This is a genomic window from Stappia sp. BW2 (assembly GCF_008107695.1).
Classification (GTDB): domain Bacteria; phylum Pseudomonadota; class Alphaproteobacteria; order Rhizobiales; family Stappiaceae; genus Roseibium.
Window position 1 is genome coordinate 420,304 of sequence record NZ_VIRG01000066.1, and the last position, 17,409, is coordinate 437,712.

15 protein-coding genes are annotated in these 17,409 nt (G+C 59.3%); 10 read left to right on the plus strand and 5 right to left on the minus strand.

Going from position 1 to position 17,409, the window contains the following annotated elements; translation table 11 throughout:
- Window positions 1–106: 106 nt before the first annotated feature.
- Genes FMN63_RS13435 through FMN63_RS13455 form a run of 5 tightly spaced genes read right to left on the minus strand, consistent with a single transcriptional unit; the run spans window position 107 to window position 6,681 of the window.
- On the minus strand, window positions 107–1,657 hold the full coding sequence (locus tag FMN63_RS13435; protein WP_162855028.1) for an indolepyruvate oxidoreductase subunit beta family protein: 1,551 nt from the start codon (window positions 1,655–1,657) through the stop codon (window positions 107–109).
- A complete protein-coding gene (locus tag FMN63_RS13440; protein ID WP_148584474.1) occupies window positions 1,657–3,807 on the minus strand; it encodes a thiamine pyrophosphate-dependent enzyme in 2,151 nt (716 codons plus the stop codon). The genes FMN63_RS13435 and FMN63_RS13440 overlap by 1 nt, the downstream gene beginning before the upstream one ends.
- Before the next feature lie 23 nt (window positions 3,808–3,830).
- Entirely contained in the window at window positions 3,831–4,325 is a 495-nt protein-coding gene (locus FMN63_RS13445) for a MarR family winged helix-turn-helix transcriptional regulator (protein ID WP_148584475.1), read from the minus strand.
- On the minus strand, window positions 4,322–5,878 hold the full coding sequence (locus tag FMN63_RS13450) for a phytoene desaturase family protein (protein ID WP_148584476.1): 1,557 nt from the start codon (window positions 5,876–5,878) through the stop codon (window positions 4,322–4,324). The genes FMN63_RS13445 and FMN63_RS13450 overlap by 4 nt, the downstream gene beginning before the upstream one ends.
- Before the next feature lie 11 nt (window positions 5,879–5,889).
- The gene (locus FMN63_RS13455) at window positions 5,890–6,681 is read right to left on the minus strand and encodes a cyclase family protein (RefSeq protein ID WP_148584477.1); all 792 of its coding nucleotides are present in this window, start codon (window positions 6,679–6,681) and stop codon (window positions 5,890–5,892) included.
- A 111-nt stretch (window positions 6,682–6,792) separates the two neighbouring features.
- Between FMN63_RS13455 and FMN63_RS13460 the strand changes: the two genes are divergently transcribed.
- The 10 genes from FMN63_RS13460 to FMN63_RS13505 all read left to right on the plus strand — a co-directional run bounded on the left by FMN63_RS13460 (window position 6,793) and on the right by FMN63_RS13505 (window position 17,155).
- On the plus strand, window positions 6,793–8,361 hold the full coding sequence (locus tag FMN63_RS13460) for a phytoene desaturase family protein (protein ID WP_148584478.1): 1,569 nt from the start codon (window positions 6,793–6,795) through the stop codon (window positions 8,359–8,361).
- Window positions 8,362–8,412: 51 nt separating this feature from the next.
- Window positions 8,413–9,939, plus strand: coding sequence for an ABC transporter substrate-binding protein (locus FMN63_RS13465; RefSeq protein WP_148584479.1), 1,527 nt, complete (start codon window positions 8,413–8,415; stop codon window positions 9,937–9,939).
- 101 nt (window positions 9,940–10,040) lie between these two features.
- The gene (locus tag FMN63_RS13470) at window positions 10,041–11,051 is read left to right on the plus strand and encodes an ABC transporter permease (protein WP_148584480.1); all 1,011 of its coding nucleotides are present in this window, start codon (window positions 10,041–10,043) and stop codon (window positions 11,049–11,051) included.
- A complete protein-coding gene (locus FMN63_RS13475; RefSeq protein WP_148584481.1) occupies window positions 11,044–11,895 on the plus strand; it encodes an ABC transporter permease in 852 nt (283 codons plus the stop codon). The genes FMN63_RS13470 and FMN63_RS13475 overlap by 8 nt, the downstream gene beginning before the upstream one ends.
- Complete coding sequence (locus tag FMN63_RS13480; protein ID WP_148584482.1) at window positions 11,892–12,770, plus strand: ABC transporter ATP-binding protein; 879 nt, start codon at window positions 11,892–11,894, stop codon at window positions 12,768–12,770. The genes FMN63_RS13475 and FMN63_RS13480 overlap by 4 nt, the downstream gene beginning before the upstream one ends.
- The gene (locus tag FMN63_RS13485; RefSeq protein ID WP_148584483.1) at window positions 12,767–13,570 is read left to right on the plus strand and encodes an ATP-binding cassette domain-containing protein; all 804 of its coding nucleotides are present in this window, start codon (window positions 12,767–12,769) and stop codon (window positions 13,568–13,570) included. The genes FMN63_RS13480 and FMN63_RS13485 overlap by 4 nt, the downstream gene beginning before the upstream one ends.
- A gap of 244 nt (window positions 13,571–13,814) precedes the next feature.
- A complete protein-coding gene (locus tag FMN63_RS13490; RefSeq protein ID WP_148584484.1) occupies window positions 13,815–14,369 on the plus strand; it encodes a thioredoxin family protein in 555 nt (184 codons plus the stop codon).
- Entirely contained in the window at window positions 14,366–15,028 is a 663-nt protein-coding gene (gene gph / locus FMN63_RS13495; protein WP_209001107.1) for a phosphoglycolate phosphatase, read from the plus strand. The genes FMN63_RS13490 and gph overlap by 4 nt, the downstream gene beginning before the upstream one ends.
- 216 nt (window positions 15,029–15,244) lie before the next feature.
- Entirely contained in the window at window positions 15,245–15,604 is a 360-nt protein-coding gene (locus FMN63_RS13500) for a hypothetical protein (protein ID WP_148584486.1), read from the plus strand.
- A gap of 51 nt (window positions 15,605–15,655) precedes the next feature.
- Complete coding sequence (locus FMN63_RS13505; protein WP_148584487.1) at window positions 15,656–17,155, plus strand: methyl-accepting chemotaxis protein; 1,500 nt, start codon at window positions 15,656–15,658, stop codon at window positions 17,153–17,155.
- Window positions 17,156–17,409: the final 254 nt, after the last annotated feature.

A 17,409-nucleotide genomic window follows, 5' to 3' on the forward strand; every position in this document is an offset into this window, starting at 1 on the left:
GGAGCTCAGCTGCTCCGCGCATGAGCGACACCCGGGTCTCGCCAAGCTCGCCCGGGGTCACAATCGAGTGGGATGATCCGTCACTTAAGTCAGGACCGGAATTGGCTCATGCAAAGCTCTCAACGGTCTTCAGCGCTCCGTCGAGATCCGCGCCCTTTTCATCCTTGAGAGCCGCTTCGCGCAGGCGTGCGACCCATTCCGGGCCGTCGTCCCGGTTTTCCACCAGCCGTGCCCCAGCCAGCACCTTGTCGAATTTCGACAGGCCTCTTGCATGAGTGTCGGAGTAGCCCTTGATGAGGCGTCGGCACCTCAGCACTTCAACGGCCATGGCGTAGCGGTCCGGCAAATAGCCCGACACCATCTTCAACCAGCTCTCCAGATGGTCCTGCTCCATCCGGTGGCGCAGGGTTCTGCGGCGCCAGCCGCGCAAGCCGCCCAGAAAGTAAAGCATGGCAAAGCCGCGCAGACTGTCGGTGCGGATGCGGCGGCCACGGTTGAACCAGCGGTCGATGCGTTTCATCCACGCCGGATCGCTTTCCATCTTGCGGCCCATCTTTTCCGGCAGCAGGCCAACGATTTCTTCCGCGCGCGGATGAAGATAGTCGGTCAGATGCAGCAGCTTGCCGTCCTTCACCTTCATTTCCGTCTCGATCCGATTGAACCGCTGAGGACGTGTTTTCAGATCGGCAACCCGGATAACATCGTCGTAGGCCATGGCATTGGCGATGTATTTCGCGGCTTCGCGGGACAGTTCGTAATCCTTCTCCGCGCTATCCCGGCTGACGAGATCTTCCAGCCGGCCGAGATATTCCGCACCGTAATCCGTGTCCTGGAAATCGACCACCTTGCGCAGTCCGGCATGGGCCATTTCGCGCACCGGTTCCGGCAAGCCCGCGACCTTGGCTTCCAGCGAGGCCCAGGCCTTTTGCGCCATGTCCGGGCCGGCAGGCCTGACGATTTCCTGCTGTGCAGGTTTAACGGCTTCGGCCTTCGGGTCCTCGCCGTATTTCGCCAGATCGAAACCGGCAGAGAAGGCCCTGAGACTGGCTTCCACACCCTTGCCGCCTGCACGAATAGCGTCTTCAAAGGCTGCCCGCTCGAAGGGCAGAGCACCGGAGCCAGCCAGTGCCCCGAACAGGGAAGCGGAAATCACGGAGCCGACCTTTAGGGCAGCGGTATCCATATCGGCCAGAACCAGCTTTTGTGCCGCCAGTTCGGCGGCGGCTCTCACTTCTTCGGATGAGGCCATGCCGTCACCCGGCACGGATTTTTCGGACACCGCGAGCATGCGGTGGCTCGATGCGATAAGCGTGGTGCGGTCCGGGGTCACGAAGCCACGAATGATCGCACGGCCGGCTTCCATCATTTCCGCGGCAACGATGATGTCGACATCACCCGCAGACGGGGCGAGCGAAAAGACCGGAGCGTCAACGTCCCCCGGGGCCATCTCCATGTAATAGATGGTCGCGCCGGTTCTCTGGGCAACGCCGGCCACGCTCGTGGCCTGGCAATGATAGCCCTGCGATCTCGCCAGGCTTTCGATCCAGTTGGTCAGAACACCACCGCCCTGCCCGCCGACGGCGAGAATGGCGAGCTTGATAACCCCTTCGAGCGCGGGATCGGCCGGTCTGGCATCCAGTGGCAATGCAAGCGACATCACGCGCCCTCCCCGGTAAAGGTCAGCCGGGCACCGGCCCGCCGTGTCTGCAGCCAGGAAATGATTTTCGTCCGAAGGCCGGCATACCAGGCTTCGAAACCGGTCGGGTTATGAACCACTTTCGCCTCAAAGAAGGACGGACACAGGATTGCCGCATCGGCGACTTCGCCGCAGTTGCCGCAACCGACACAGGACTGGTCGATGTGGGCCACCGGATCGTCGCGCAGCGGATCGTCCAGCTTCTTCAGCGAGAGCGACGGACAGCCGGACAGCCGGATACAGGCGTGATCGCCGGTACAGACGTCCTGATCGACACCGAACCGGGGTATCTCGACCCGTTCACCACCCGCAATCGCCTTGTTGCGCAAGGGCTTTTCCCGACGCTGGCGGTTGAGCATGCACTCGGACGACGCAACGATCACCTTCGGACCGTCATATTCGGTCGTCAGCGCTTCGCGGATGGTTTCGCGCATCCGGGTGACATCATAGGTCCGGTCGATCTGTCGGATCCACTTGACCCCGGCGCCCTGAAGCGCCCTGGTAATTGGATTGTTGGTCGACTTGGTCTCGTTCTTTGCCCGGCTGGAGGGAATGTCCTGCCCGCCGGTTGCCGCCGAATAATAGTTATCGACGATAATCGCGACACTGTCGGACTTGTTGAACACCATGTTGCCGATGGAGCTGCTGAGACCGTTATGCCAGAAGCCGCCATCGCCAATGATGGAGATCGCCCGTCTCTCTCCGCCGCCATCGAAGGCAGCGTTTGAGGCCGGCCCGAGGCCATATCCCATGGTTGAGCCGCCGATTTCGAAGGGCGGCAAGCAGGCAAACAGGTGGCAGCCGATGTCACCGGTGATCTGATGCTGGCCGACTTCCTGCTCCACCATCTTCAACGAGGCGAAGATCGGACGTTCCGGACAGCCCGTGCAAAATCCGGGCGGGCGGATCGGCACCGTCTTGGAAAGATCCGGCAACTCCGGCTTGGGCGTGTTCGGCGCCAGCACCTTGCCCGGAAGAAGCTCCGGCGCATATTGGCGGACAAAGGCATCCAGGCCGTCGAGCATGATCTGGCCGGTGTATTCCCCCGCACGCGGGAAAATGCCCTTGCCTTCCAGCTTCGTCGTCCGGCCTTCCTTGTAGAGCATGGCCCCCAGCTGCTGCTCGATGAATTCCGGCTGGCCTTCCTCGATCATCAGCACGGCTTCCTTGCCCGCGCAGAACTCCAGAAGCTCGGATTTCACGAGCGGATAAGTCACATTGAGCACGTGAAGCGGGATCGAGGTGTTGCCACTGATATCGGCGAGCCCGAGCCGTTGCAGCGCACGGATGACGCTGTTGTAGATACCGCCAAGGCAGACGATACCGACCTTGCCCTCGTCCGGTCCGAAACGCTCGTTCAGACGGTTGTCCAGAATGAACTTTTCGGCTGCCGGCCAGCGGTTGTCGATCTTGTCATGCTCATGGGCATAGGACATGGGCGGCAGCACCACCCGCTTGAAGTCGCGCATCGGACTGGACAGCGCATCGCGCACGGAAAGCGGCGGCGGCACGTTATCCCTGGTCTCGAACCGGCCGGTGACGTGGCATGAACGGATACGCACCATCAGCATGACCGGCGAATTGCTGGCCTCCGACAGGGCAAAACCATCGCCGACGGATTTGACGATTGACGTCAGGTTGGGCCTTGGATCCAGCAGCCAGAACTGCGATTTCATGGCAAAGGCGTAGGAGCGCTCCTGCATGATGGAGCTGCCTTCGCCATAATCCTCGCCGACAATGACAAGCGCGCCACCATTGACGCCGGAAGACGCCAGATTGGCCAGCGCATCCGAGGCAACATTGACACCGACCGAGCCTTTGAAGGTGACGGCCCCGCGTATCGGATAATGCACGGAGGCGGCCAGCATGGCGGCTGCGGCCGCTTCGGAGGCGTTGGCCTCGAAACGTATGCCGAGTTCACCCAGAAGATCCTCTGCGTCGGCAAGCACATCCATCAGATGAGAGATCGGCGCGCCCTGATAGCCGCCGACATAGCCAACACCGTTTTCCAGAAGCGCCTTCGTGATGGCCAGAATACCCTCACCCGTGAAGGTGTCTCCGGTTCCCTTGCGAAGATGCTCTACCTCAGCCTTGAACGACCTTTCGGCCATAGGCCCCTCCTTACGCGATCAACTTATATCGGGTGCTTGCGCACGTTCTTCAAAATTGCCTGCAGCGTGGCGACGAAGGCTCTCTGCTCCGTTTCGCTGATGCCGTTGAACATCTGCCGGTAGGCGCCGGCCAGATGCGGCCAAAGCTGCTCATGAGTGTCCCGTCCCTTGGACGTGAGATGAATACGGACAGCGCGACTGTCTTCCTTGTCGGACACCCGGCGTACCAGACCGCCCCGCTCAAGCGCGTCCAGCGCCCGGCTCAACGTCGAGACTTCAACAACCGCGTAGATGGCAAGTTCCCGGATCAACAGGCCGTCGATCACGGACAACACGGCCAGGGTTCTCATCTTCGGTGTCGTCAGGCCGAGGTTGGCCATTTCCTCGCGCAGCGCGGCGTTGTAGCGGCCCATGATGCGGTTCATCAGATACGGTGGAAAATTTTCCAGTCCGATTTCACCGAGCCGCGGCAAGCGGGCCTCGTCCAAAGTTACGTCCGTCAGATCCTCGTCGCTCATGCACCCATCCCCTTCGCCAGATTGTAACCGGAACCGCCGCCGAGCCCCGGCCCAGGATGGGTCGAAGCTCCGATCATGTGGAGATTCCGGATTGGGGTGGCGCTATTAGCTGAATGCGCAAAGGGGCGCCAGACAAAAAACTGATCGATGCTGCAGGCCCCGCCATAGGGATCGCCGCCGACCAGATTGATGTTGAGGTCGTTCAGATCCGCCGGAGAATAGGCCCGCCGGGCAAGTTTGATCTGATCGAAATTGCGGATGTGATGCCTCAGGATGTCTTCCAGACGGTCAGCGAAAGCCTCACGAACAGCCTCGGTCCATTCGGCCCCGGTCTCGATCTTGCCGACCGCATCCCCTTTTATCGTGCGCGGGGCATCGGGTATCTGAAGCCACAGGATGCCCTTGCCGGCCGGTGCACGCGACGGGTCCAGCCTATGGGGCTGGCCAACGCAGATCGTCGGAACTTCCGGCAACAGGCCACGCTCGGCCTCGTTGGCAGACTTCGAAACACTGTCGATGCCGTCCGCCAGATGAACCAGCGCGACATCTTCCAAGCCATCGGCGATCCAGTCCGGATTCCCGTCCAGGGCATAGTGAAGCTGAAAATTTCCACGGCCGTAGCGATAGGTCCGGGTTTGTTCTGGAAGAGCTTCCTGTTTCAAGAGCCGCTGGTAAAGCTGTGTCGGCGTGACGGAAGCAATCACCGACTGGCCCTTGATGGTTTCACCGTCCACTGTTTCTACGCCGACCGCCTTGCCATCCTTGACCAGGACACGTTCGACATCGACACCCGTGCGGATTTTGCCACCCTTGGCCTCGATCAGGCTTCTGAATGCCTCGGGTACGGAACCCGAGCCACCCTTGGCCACCGGTGCGCCGGCAGCTTCCAGCGCAAATGCGATTACCCGGCCCATCTGGCCCGAATAGGTGCTTTCCGGTGTCAGACCGGTATGCAGAACCCAGGGCGCCCAAAGCGCCTGAAGGGTCTCGCTCTGATAGCTTCCTTCCAGCCAGCCGCGAGCCGGCTGGAGACAGGAACCGAGCCAGGCTTTCAAACCGCCGAGACCGCGCTTCCAGGCCTGACTGAGCATCAGGCGCGCCATCTTGCCGGACCAGAGTGGACCGCCCAGCAAGGCAAACAGAAACTCCGCGTCGGCTTCGATACCGCCGACATCAGCTTCATGCTGTTTGCCGTCTCCAGCCGCAAGGGCTTCGAAGGCGGCAATGTTGGTCGCGCGGTCCGTCGTCAGCTTAAGCGCCTCGCCTCCCGGCCGCAAAACGGCGGTCGGATGCGGAGAGTGGCAGAAGTCGAGGCCGTGACGGCCAAGATCTTCCGCCAATTCCGCATAGGCAGGAGAGGTCAGGAAAAGCACAAAGGTTGCCGCCATCACATCATGCCGAAACCCCGGCAGCGTGATTTCCTCGGTCCGCATACAGCCACCGAGGACGTCAGAGCGTTCCAGAAGCAGAACCGGCTCTCCCCGTCGCGACAGCATGGCTGCCGCGACAAGAGCGTTGATGCCGGACCCTACGATGACATGCGGAGCGGCCATCCCGGATCGCCTCAGGCTTTCGCGACCAGAGCCAGCGCACGGATCGGGCTGCCTGTGCCGCGCTCGATCTTCAGCGGCGTGGCGATCAGGATCGCCCCCTTGGCCGGCAGCTTGTCGAGATTTGCAAGCGAGGCCAGACCGAAGCAATTGTCCCGATGCAGCAGATTATGCGCCGGGAACGGCGGCTCCATGCCACCAGCCTGACCAGCATCGGTTCCGATGCACTGGCTGCCCCAACCGACAATCTTCTTGGACAGAAGATATTCAATGGCATCCGGGGTCGGTCCGGGGCTGTGCGGGCCGGTTTCGTCGGCATTGAGGAACGCTGCCTCGTCGTCGGCGCGTTTGTCCCAGTCGGTGCGCATCACCACCCACTCGCCGGCTCCGATCTCGCCGTGCTCGGCTTCCCAGGCTTTGATCAAATCCGCTGTCAGCAGGAAATCAGGGTCAGCCGCGCTCTCCTTGGAGCAGTCGATCACGTTGACCGGCGCAATCAGGCGCTGCACGTCCAGGGTATCGGTAAAGCCGTCGCTGTAGTCCTTGCCGGTAATCCAGTGATGCGGCGCATCGAAGTGAGTTCCAGAGTGCTCTCCCAGCACCATCCAGTTCCAGGCGAAGAACGGGCCGTCAGAGTCATACTCACTGATCTTGTGAATCTCGACCTTCGGCGTATTCTTTGCAAAATCGGGCGGAAGCTGCAGGATCGGCGTATTCGGACCCAGAACGCCCGTGCAATCCACCACTTCGACTTCTCCGGACAGGAGTTTTGCTCCAAGCCCGCTGAGCGCGCTCTGTGCAGACATATTCGTTCCCTCTGTACCTCTGTAGCCTGTCGGCTTGTTATCACAATTCAATGCTAGACAGATTTATTTGTATTTGCAATTATCTTCTTCGAACGATGGAGGGGATTAATCGTGACGGAGACGTTTGACGGCATTATTATCGGCAGCGGGCACAACAGCCTCGCTTGTGCTGTGCATCTTGCCGCTCAGGGCTGGAAAATTGGCGTTTTCGAGCGCGCTGCAGAACCCGGCGGCGCCGTCAAAACCGGTGAGTACACTCTTCCGGGCTTCCGCCACGACTGGGCCGCCATGAACCTGTCCATGTTCGCAGGCTCCGGTTTCTTCAAGAAATACGGTGAGGAACTGGGCGGTCACGGTCTTGCATTCGCTCCGGTATCCGATTGTTTCTCTTCTGTTTTCCCGGACGGGACCTGGCTTGGCGTCAGCAACGACCTGGAGACGACCGCTTCAAGAATCGAACAGGTCAGCCCGGAAGATGCACGTGTCTGGCGGACACTGGCGTCAGAATTTCCCGAGCATGCAGAGACATTGTTCTCTATTCTTGGCAGTCCGGCAAAAAAACGTGCATTTGCATATATATTGTTCAAGCAGTGGCGTAAAAACGGTTCGGGCGGCGTCATGGACCTTGGCCGCTTCCTGCTCTCGGCCCCGCGCGACTGGCTGACCACAACCTTCACCTCGCCCAAGGTGCGCGCGCTTCTTGCCGCCTGGGGCATGCATCTTGATTTCGCGCCCGACATGTCAGGCGGCGCCCTGTTTCCCTATCTGGAAGGCATGACCAATCAGGCCTTCGGCATGGTGCTGGGTCAGGGCGGCGCGGACACGATTGTCAAGGCCATGATCTCGCGGATCGAGGCAGGCGGCGGATCGGTGACCTGCAACGCAGAGGTAACGCGCGTGATTGTCGAAAACGGGCAAGCACGCGGCGTCGAACTGAGCGACGGGCGGCAGGTTATGGCAAGCAAGGCCGTTATTGCCAACGTCGCCCCGTCTGCCTTGCTGAAACTCACCGGCGAGACGGGCGACAAGCGCTATGACAGTGGACTGAAGACATTCACCCATGCGCCCGGCACGATGATGATCCATCTGGCGATGGACGCCCTGCCCGACTGGGCAGCCGGCGAAGAGCTGAAAAAATTCGCTTATGTGCATATGGCGCCGGATCTCGACCAGATGGCCCGAACCTATGCACAGGCACAGGCCGGTCTGCTGCCGGATGAACCGGTGATCGTCTGCGGCCAGCCAACCGTCGTCGACCCGAGCCGGGCCCCTGAGGGAAAGCATGTGCTCTGGCTTCAGGTGCGCATGGCGCCTGGCACCATCAAGGGGGACGCCGCCGGCAAGATTACGGCCACGGACTGGAGCGAAGCGGCGGAGCCCTTTGCCGAGCGCGCCCTCGACATCCTGGAAGGCTATGCTCCCGGCACGAGAGCAAAGATCCTCGGCCGGCATATCGTATCGCCCGCCCAGCTGGAGGCGGACAATCCCAATCTGGTCGGCGGAGATCAGGTCTGTGGAAGCCATCATCTGAGCCAGCATTTCATGTTCAGGCCCGTACGCGGCTTTGCCGACGGTACGACACCGGTAGGAAACCTTTACCACACCGGCGCTGCCGTCTGGCCGGGTGCGGGAACCGGCGCGGGGCCCGGATATCTGCTCGCACAAAAACTTGCCGGATAGCGACAAAAAGAAACGCACCGGCTCCAGAGGTAAGAATGGGGAACAGTAACAATGAAAGTTTCAAGACGCACACTGCTTAAAAGTGCGGCTGCCAGTGGATTGCTGACAGCCGTCGGAACACCTGCCTTTGCCAGCGACATCGATGAACTGGTAATCGCCTACAACGTCAACCTTCCGAGCTGGGACCCGACTGTTGGCCCGTCTGCGGTCAACCCGACCATCCAGGGCATCTACCAGTCCGTGTTCGACATGTTCATCCATCAGAACACCGATCTCAGCTTTGCACCGGGCATCATCACCGCCTGGGGCTGGAACGACGACAAGTCGAAAATCTGGATGGATGTGCGCGAGGGCGTCACCTGGCACAATGGCGATCCGCTGACCCCGGAAGACGTTGTCTGGTCGCTGGAACGCGCCGGCAATCCGGACACCGGCAACCCGATCCAGTTCATCTGGGGCAAGATCGGCAACTTCCAGATCGACGGCAACAGGATCACTGCCGACGTCAAGGAATACGAGCCGACCATCTTCAAATGGATGAGCTTCCTGACCGGCTATGTCCTGCCGAAGAAATACTTTGAGGAAGTCGGCGCAGAAGGCTTTGAAGCCAAGCCGATTGGCACTGGGCCCTACATGGTCGACAAGTTCGAGCGCAATGCCTTCGTTCGCCTGAAAGCCAACGAAAACTATTGGGGCGACGTACCGGAGTTCAAGACGGTCACGATCAAGTTCGTCACCGATGCCTCCAGCCGTACCTTTGAAGTGATGTCCGGCAACGCTCATGTTACGCTGGAAATGCCTTACGAGGAATTCGACCGACTGAAGGAGAAAGACGGCATTGTCGGCACCTCCGCGCCAATCTCCGATATCGGCATGATCTTCATCAACGATGTCGATCCGATGCTGGACGAGAACGTGCGCAAGGCCATGGCCTATTCCATCGACAAGAAGACCATCATCGAGCGTCTCCTGTCCGGCTATGGCGTTCCCATCGACACGCTGCAGACACCCGAGTACAGCGCGTATGATGCCTCCATCACCGTTCCCTACGATCCGGAAAAGGCGAAGGAACTGCTGGCTGCTTCCGGCTATGGCCCGGACAATCCGGTCAAGTTCAAGATCCAGACCACGCGCGGCTTCAAGCCCAAGGATTACGAAATCATCCAGGCGATCGTTGGCCTGTGGCGCAAGATCGGAATCGAGGCGGAAATCGAAGTCTACGAGATCGCCAAGCATTACGAACTGCGCGCAGCCGACCAGCTTGCTCCGGCCGCTTTCTACAACTGGGGCAATGCCATCGGCGACCCGACGACCTCGACCGGCTTTGCCATGTTCGGTCCCTCGCCTCATTCCGTATGGGATGGCGAAGAGCTGATGCAGAAGATCCTGCCACTATGGGGCGAGGCCGACGAGGACAAGCGCATCGAAGGCTGGAAGGACGTTGACCGCTACATTGCAGACAACGCCCTGGTCATTCCTCTGCTGCAGTACGTCCAGCCGATCCTGCACAGCGACAAGGTCAAGGTCACGCCGCATGCTTCCGGCGCGCTGCTGCCTGCCTTGATGACGCGTCCTTAAAAACCGGAATTTTCGAACCCGCCTTCGCCGCAACACCCTCCAAAGCTTGCTCCCGGGGTGTTGCGGCGGCTTTTTTCCGATTTTTTGGGCCAAATATTGCCATGCAAATCGTGCGCGCGCTGCTGACGCGCCTCATCACAACATTCATCACCCTGTTCGGGGCCGCGATCATCGTTTTCGTGGTCATTCGTGTCGTTCCGGGCAACCCTATCGCCATGATGCTCCCGCCCGGGGCGAGCGAGGCCGACATAGACCGACTGAAAGCGCTTTACGGGCTCGACAAGGGCATCTTCGAGCAATTCGTGATCTGGATCTCCAATGTGGTCCAGGGCGATTTCGGCACGTCCATCACCCTGCGCCAGCCGGTTTACGACCTGGTGATCGGTCGCCTGCCCGCCACGCTGGAACTATCGGTAATGGCACTGCTGATCGCCGTTTTCATCGGCGGTGCAGCCGCGCTCACAGCTACGCTCTACCGCGGTTCCAAGGTGGAAGGCGGGATCGACGTTGCCGGAGGCATCGCGCTGTCCCTGCCGGATTTCCTGTGGGGGCTGGCCCTGATCCTGCTGTTCGGTGTCCTGTGGCCGCTGTTTCATATTTCCGGCCGGATCTCGCCATCGCTCGGGTTCGAGTTCACCTCCCACTTCTATCTGTTCGAAGCGCTCGCTCGCTTCCGCTTCGACGTGGTGCTGGACCTCATGGGCCACATGCTGATGCCCGCCCTTGCGCTGGCGATCCCGCTGGCAGCCATCATTCTGCAGCTCCTCAAGCAATCCCTGAAGGAATGCATGCACGACGATTACATCACCCTTGCCCGGACAAAGGGCTACGCGGAAAGCTCCATCATTCTGCGTGATGCCTTGCCGAACGCGATCCTGCCGACACTCACGCTGATCGGCGTGCAGTTCACCTTCCTCATCGGCGGCACGGTTATCATCGAACGTCTGTTTTCCTACGAAGGCCTTGGCAACATGGCGATTGACGCGGTGATCAACCGCGATCTGCCGCTGATCCAGGGCATCGTTCTGGTTTTTGCCCTGCTCTTCACAATGGTCAATCTGGTGGTGGACATGGCCTATGCCGCCCTGAACCCGAGGCTGCGCCATGCGTGATGCCCGTGGACATATCCGCCGCCTGCCCGGCCTCAGACTCTGGCTCAGCGGGGGCTGGCTCACCTTCCTGGTGCTGGCAGCCGTCTTCGCCCCCTTGATCAGCCCGCATGACCCGCTGGCGCAGGACCTGTTCGCCGGACGGCTGCCGCCCTTCTTCGAACAGGGCGCCGATCCAGCCTATCTCCTTGGCACCGACAGCCTCGGCCGCGACGTGCTCAGCCGCATGCTTTATGGCGCAAGGCTGGCGCTGATCGTGGCGCTGGTTGCCGGAACGCTCACCTGCCTTATCGGCGCGACCCTCGGCCTGATCGCCGGGTACTATCGGGGTTGGGCGGATCTGGTGATCTCGCGCTTCATCGATATCTGGATGGCCTTTCCGCCGGTCCTGTTCGCGATCCTGCTGATTGCCGTGCTCGGCACCGGGCTGATGTCCGTCATCATCGCCATTGTGGTCATCGACTGGACGCGCTTTGCCCGCGTGGTTCGGGCGGAGGCGATGGGCCAAGGGGCGATGGACTATGTCGCTTCGGCGCAGGTGGCCGGCCGCACCCGTTTTGGTACGGCCCTGACGGAGATCCTGCCGAACGTACTGCCGACCATCGTTGCCCTGCTGACGCTGGAAATGGGCATTGCGGTGATCGTCGAGGCAATCCTGTCCTTCGTGAACCTCTCCATTTCCACCGACCAGCCGACCTGGGGCGGCATGATCGCTGAAGGCCGCACCTCGATCTATCAGGCCTGGTGGGTTCTGGTGTTTCCTTTGTTCGCCCTTTTCCTGACGGTGCTGAGCTTTTCCCAGCTTGGCGAAGGCCTGAAGGACCATTTCGATCCGGTGCTGCGATGAGCTTTCTGTCCATTCAGGACCTGACGGTCCAGTTGAAGAACGGCATGCCGCTGCTCCGGCAGGTCTCGCTTGATGTCGCCCCGGGTGAAGTGCGGGCCCTCGTTGGAGAAAGCGGCGCTGGCAAGAGCATGATCGGCAAGGCCGTTCTCGGCATTCTGCCAAAGGCTGCAAGGCTGACCGGCGGCAAGATCCTGCTGGATGGTGAAGACCTCCAGACGCTCCCCCAGAAGGCCAGACGTCAGCGGATCGGTGCCCGGGCGGCCCTGATACCGCAGGACCCGCTCACCGCGCTCAACCCTTCCCGCCGCGTCGGACCGCAAATCACCGACAGGCTGGTGGATATTCTCGGCTGGAAGCGTCCGGATGCAGAGAAGCGGGCATTGGAACTTCTGGAGGAGGTTCACATCCAGTCGCCGGACCGGGTAATGAAGGCCTACCCGCACGAACTTTCCGGCGGCATGCGCCAGCGCATTCTGATCGCCTCCGCCTTTGCAGCAGAACCGAAGCTGATCATCGCTGATGAGCCGACAACCGCACTCGACGTGACCGTGCAGAAGCAGATCCTCAAGCTGATCCGCGAAATGCAGCAACGCCACGGCACCGCGCTGCTGTTCGTCACCCACGATCTGGGCGTCGTCTCGAAGATCGCCCAGTCCTTGAGCGTGCTCTATGCGGGCAAGGTAATCGAGGAAACCACGGTCGAGAATTTCTTTGCCTCCCCGTCTCACGCATATTCCAGGGCGTTGCTTGCGGCAACGCCGAAGTACACAGACCCGGAAGGGTCGCTGACGCAGGTGCCCGAAAGCGTGATTGCAGCAGTGGAAGCCGAAGTGGCTGCTTTTGATGATCAAGTGAAGGCGGGATCCCGGCCATGAGCGAGATGATTTACGAGCTGAAGGACCTGCGCGTTTCCTTTCCGGATATGTCCCGCAAACCGCTTCTGGGGGCAGCACCGCGGATCGATGTTCTGAAAGGGCTCACCTTCGACATTCCCAGGGGTGAAGTCCTCGGTATCGTCGGTGGGTCCGGGTCGGGCAAATCCACACTCGGCAGGGCGCTGATCCGCCTGATTGAGCCCGACAGCGGTGCGATCCTGTTTGAAGGCACCGACATCACCCATCTTCATGAGGACAACCTGCGTCCCCTCCGCCGGCGCTTCCAGATGATCTTTCAGGACCCGATGTCTTCGCTCAATCCGCGTCGGCGTGTCGGCGGGATCATCGCCGGGCCGCTGCGTCTTCAGGGGCTCGACAATATCAGGGGGCGTGTCGAGGAAGCTCTGGACATGGTTGGCCTGCTCCGGCACTTCGCGTCCCGATATCCACACGAATTGTCCGGCGGACAGCGCCAGCGTGTCGGGATCGCAAGGGCAATTGCCCTGAAACCCGACTTCATCCTGGCAGACGAGATCGTGTCCGGGCTCGATGTGTCGTCCCAGGCGCAGGTGCTCAACCTGCTCGAGAGCCTCGTCAAGGACCTTGGCCTGACACTGGCCTTCATCAGCCATGATCTCTCGGTCATCCGGCGGCTGTGTACCCGCATCCTGGTGCTCTACAAGGGCGAGATCGTCGAAAACTCCGAAACGGCAGAGCTTTTTGCCAATCCAAAGGCGGAGTACACGCGCACCCTGCTCGACGCCATTCCATTGCCAGATCCACAGCAGGCCTGGTTCTGAAGAAGGGGCGCTGGTCTGCACGGTCGGATCGGCGTTCCATCTCCGGCGGAAAGATGTGCTGTTTCAGCATTCGCCAGCGCTTGTCTGGCTTTTGGTGATCTTCTGAAGCCCTTCTCAACCAGCCAGGTGCTTGTGCATCGGCTTTTTCCGCTGGCAAAATTCAGCTCGCCCATCCCTTCAATTCTTCAAAGGGCTGACCTACTCTCATTTGAAACAACGCATCATCCCAGGGGGAGACGACACGATGGCTGCCATTCCACCCGTTTGCGATTTCGGCTGGAAAGCTCCCGATTTCGAGCTGCCTGCAACCGATGGCAAAACCTACAAGCTGTCCGACATTGCCGGCCCCAAGGGCACGTTGATCATGTTCATCTGCAACCACTGCCCCTATGTGGTTGCCGTGCGTGACAGGATCCTGCGCGACGCCCGCGATCTTCAGGCGATTGGAATTGGCGTTGCCGCGATCAGCGCCAATGATGTGGAGAGCTATCCCGAAGACAGTTTTGAGAAAATGACCGAACTGGCGAAGCGGGAGAACTTCTCCTTCCCCTATCTTTACGACGAAGACCAGTCTGTCGCCCGCGCCTATGATGCAGTCTGTACGCCGGATTTCTTCGGCTTCAACACCGCGCTGGAACTGCAATACCGCGGGCGTCTTGATGCGTCTCGCCGGGAAACCGGGCCTGCGGACCTGCGGCGTGACCTGTTCGAAGCCATGCGGCAGGTGGCGGAAACGGGCAAGGGACCGGAAGACCAGATCCCGTCCATGGGATGCTCCATCAAATGGAAAACTGCGTGACACCGATCCTGATTTTCGACCTCGACGGAACGCTGATTGACAGCGCACAGGATCTGCACGCAGCGGCAAGCCGCCTGCTGCAAGGCGAAGGCCTGCCGACGTTGTCGCTTGAGACCATCCGGTCTTTTATCGGCAACGGGATTCCGACGTTGGTCGACCGCATGATCAATGCCACAGACCTTCAGCCCAGGGATCGCACCCGCCTGATTTCGGCCTTCCTAGACGACTACCAGGCGCATGCGACAGACCTGACCGCGCCGTACCCCGGCGTTGAAGCGACGCTCACCCAACTGCGGAAATCCGGATATGTTCTGGCAATCTGTACCAACAAGCCACAGCGGCCTGCCGAGAAGATTATCGAAGACCTTGGCCTGTCGCATTTCTTCGACGCGCTGGTGGGCGGTGACAGTCTGACCACCCGCAAACCCGATCCGGCAGGCCTGCACTATCTGCAATCGTCCCTCGGAGGTGGCCCCGTCGTCTATGTCGGCGACAGCGAGGTAGATGCCGAAAGCGCCGTCAACGCCGGCATGCCCTTCGCGCTGTTCAGCGAGGGCTACCGCAAAAGCCCGGTCTCCGAGATCCCGCACACGGTGGTCTTTTCGAACTTCACCGACCTTCCGTCCCTTGCCGAGAACCTTTTGTCCGCCCCGGCCTGAAGCGGGTTTGCGACAATTCCGGCCCCCCGTCCAAACGAATTGCGGCTCCTTGCATTTACCCCGACCGATCTCAACTCAAAGTTGATATCGTCTTCGGTTAAATTAAGCCCTCATTAAAACGATTGTATTATTGTTCGATTACGTAAAGTCCAGCAAACACCGAAGTTCCGCAAGATAATTTGTCGTACAAATATGGTAACATCAGCAAAAACGACGATGGTAAAACCTCAAATCGTCTCAGAGTATTCAATCTCTACCTACGTACCATTTGCCCTGATCAGCGTGGCGGGATTTCTGGTTGTTGGCTATCTGACCTTGTTTAGTTTCGCCGAAGATGCCCCGGTGATTGTCATTTCATCTCCGTGGGACAGCGAACGACAGGCGGTTACCAGAGCGCTGACACCTGCATCCAAACTTATACGATCCGACTTTGACGGAACATTTGTGACAGTTTTGCCTGAGCAACAGGATTACCCGGCAAAGGTCCGGGCGCTTGGTGCATGGGCGGTCATCAGTTCCCTGGGTATCGGAGGCTGCAATCCGAAACCTTCAACGAGCTACGGCAGCAACATTTAAGAAAAGCACCAAATCAGCTTAATCCTGATCAAGCTTATCCAGAGGCCACAAATGCACGCTACCTCCGCATCATCCGACGTTGAAACCGCCCCTGAACTGGTAAGACTTCGCCAAATAGCGAGCAAGGCATTCGTTGCCGGCCTTTGGCTCATGGTCGCGGTCATTGGAGGCGTCTCTTCTTTTACGTCTGCACCAGCTCTGACGACATCTGTGATCGCAGCAGCTCTTGCCGGCATCTCGACGCTCATGTTTCTCAAGGATCCAATTGGACCGTCGACCAGATTTGCCATTGGGGCATCCCTGACCACTGACTGGGCGCTCCTGGTCTATTGCGCAAGTGGATTGCCGGATGGACTGGTTCTGGATGCCCACATGCTGTTTTTCGTTTTGAATGCAGTGCTGGTCATCTATTGCTGCTGGCGCACAATCCTCATCGTCAACGTATTGGCGACTGTGCACCACCTGGTCTTTTCCTTGCTTTTGCCGCTCTATATCTGGCCGTCGGCTGAGTATGTTCTGCATCATTTCCTCATCCATGCCACATATGTTGTGCTGGTGGGCGGGCCGATGCTCTGGCTAGCCTTTCGCATCAATCGCCAGTTCACAGACAATTATCAGGCGATGAAAGATCTGAATCTGGCTCAGACCGAGGCTGGACAACTGGTAGAAGAAACCAGAATCCGCGCAGAACAAGAAGAGACCAAGCGGGCAGCCATGTTTGCGTTGGCCGAGAAACTCGATACGAGCGTGGCAGAAGTTGTCGGATCTTTGTCCTCCGCATCGACCCAACTCCGGGCGTCCGCCCAGGAAATGGCCGCCGGAGCGACACAAACAAACCAACAAAGCCAGACCATGTCTCAAGCAGCCAACGAGACTTCAAGCAATCTCGAAACATTGGCAGCAGCTTCTGAAGAACTATCCGCCTCGATCGCCGAGATCAGCGGGCAGATTAGCCAGTCAACCGACATTGCAAGTGGGGCTGCGAGGGAAGCAGAAGAAACCAACCAGAAGATTCAGGGTCTGGCCAAGGCCTCCTCAAAAGTTGGCGAGGTTGTCCAGCTGATCACTGCCATTGCAGAACAAACCAATCTTCTGGCTCTCAACGCCACGATTGAAGCTGCCAGAGCCGGGGATGCCGGTAAGGGCTTTGCCATTGTGGCAGCGGAAGTCAAGGAACTGGCCAATCAGACCTCGAGCGCTACGGACAGCATCGTGGACCAGATTTCTCAAATTCAGAGCGCCACACAGGAAGCTGTTGATGCCATTGATGGCATCGGCAAGACCATCGACAAGGTGAAGGAAATCTCGGTTTCCATCTCCAGCGCCATTGAAGAACAGGACAGCGCCACCCGCGAAATTGCTCGCAATGTCGAACAAGCTGCAAACGGCGTAAAAGACGTTGCCGACAACCTTTCAGATGTCGCCAGTGTTTCTGAAAGAAATCTCAAATCGGTTGGAAACTTTGCCGATACGGCTGAGGAACTTTCCAACCAATCCCAAGCTTTGCGGACAGAAGTCGACGACTATCTGAACAAAACAAAAGCCATTTGATTGGCAAATAACTCCCACAAAATGGCAAATATTTTTTCAGGTTACAGAAAGAATATTTGCCATTTTCACGAGTGCTTCCAGGGGCGCATCGCGAGACAGCGAAGCAGATATCATGGCGTGTTGACTGGCAATGAAGAGCCGTGACTGGGTAAGGACCCGAACATCTTTTCATTGATCCAGAGTGTACCAACGGGAAACATTCAACCCTCGCGGTGAACGCTCCTGCTCTTAAGTCCCGGGCCTCGCAACGCTGG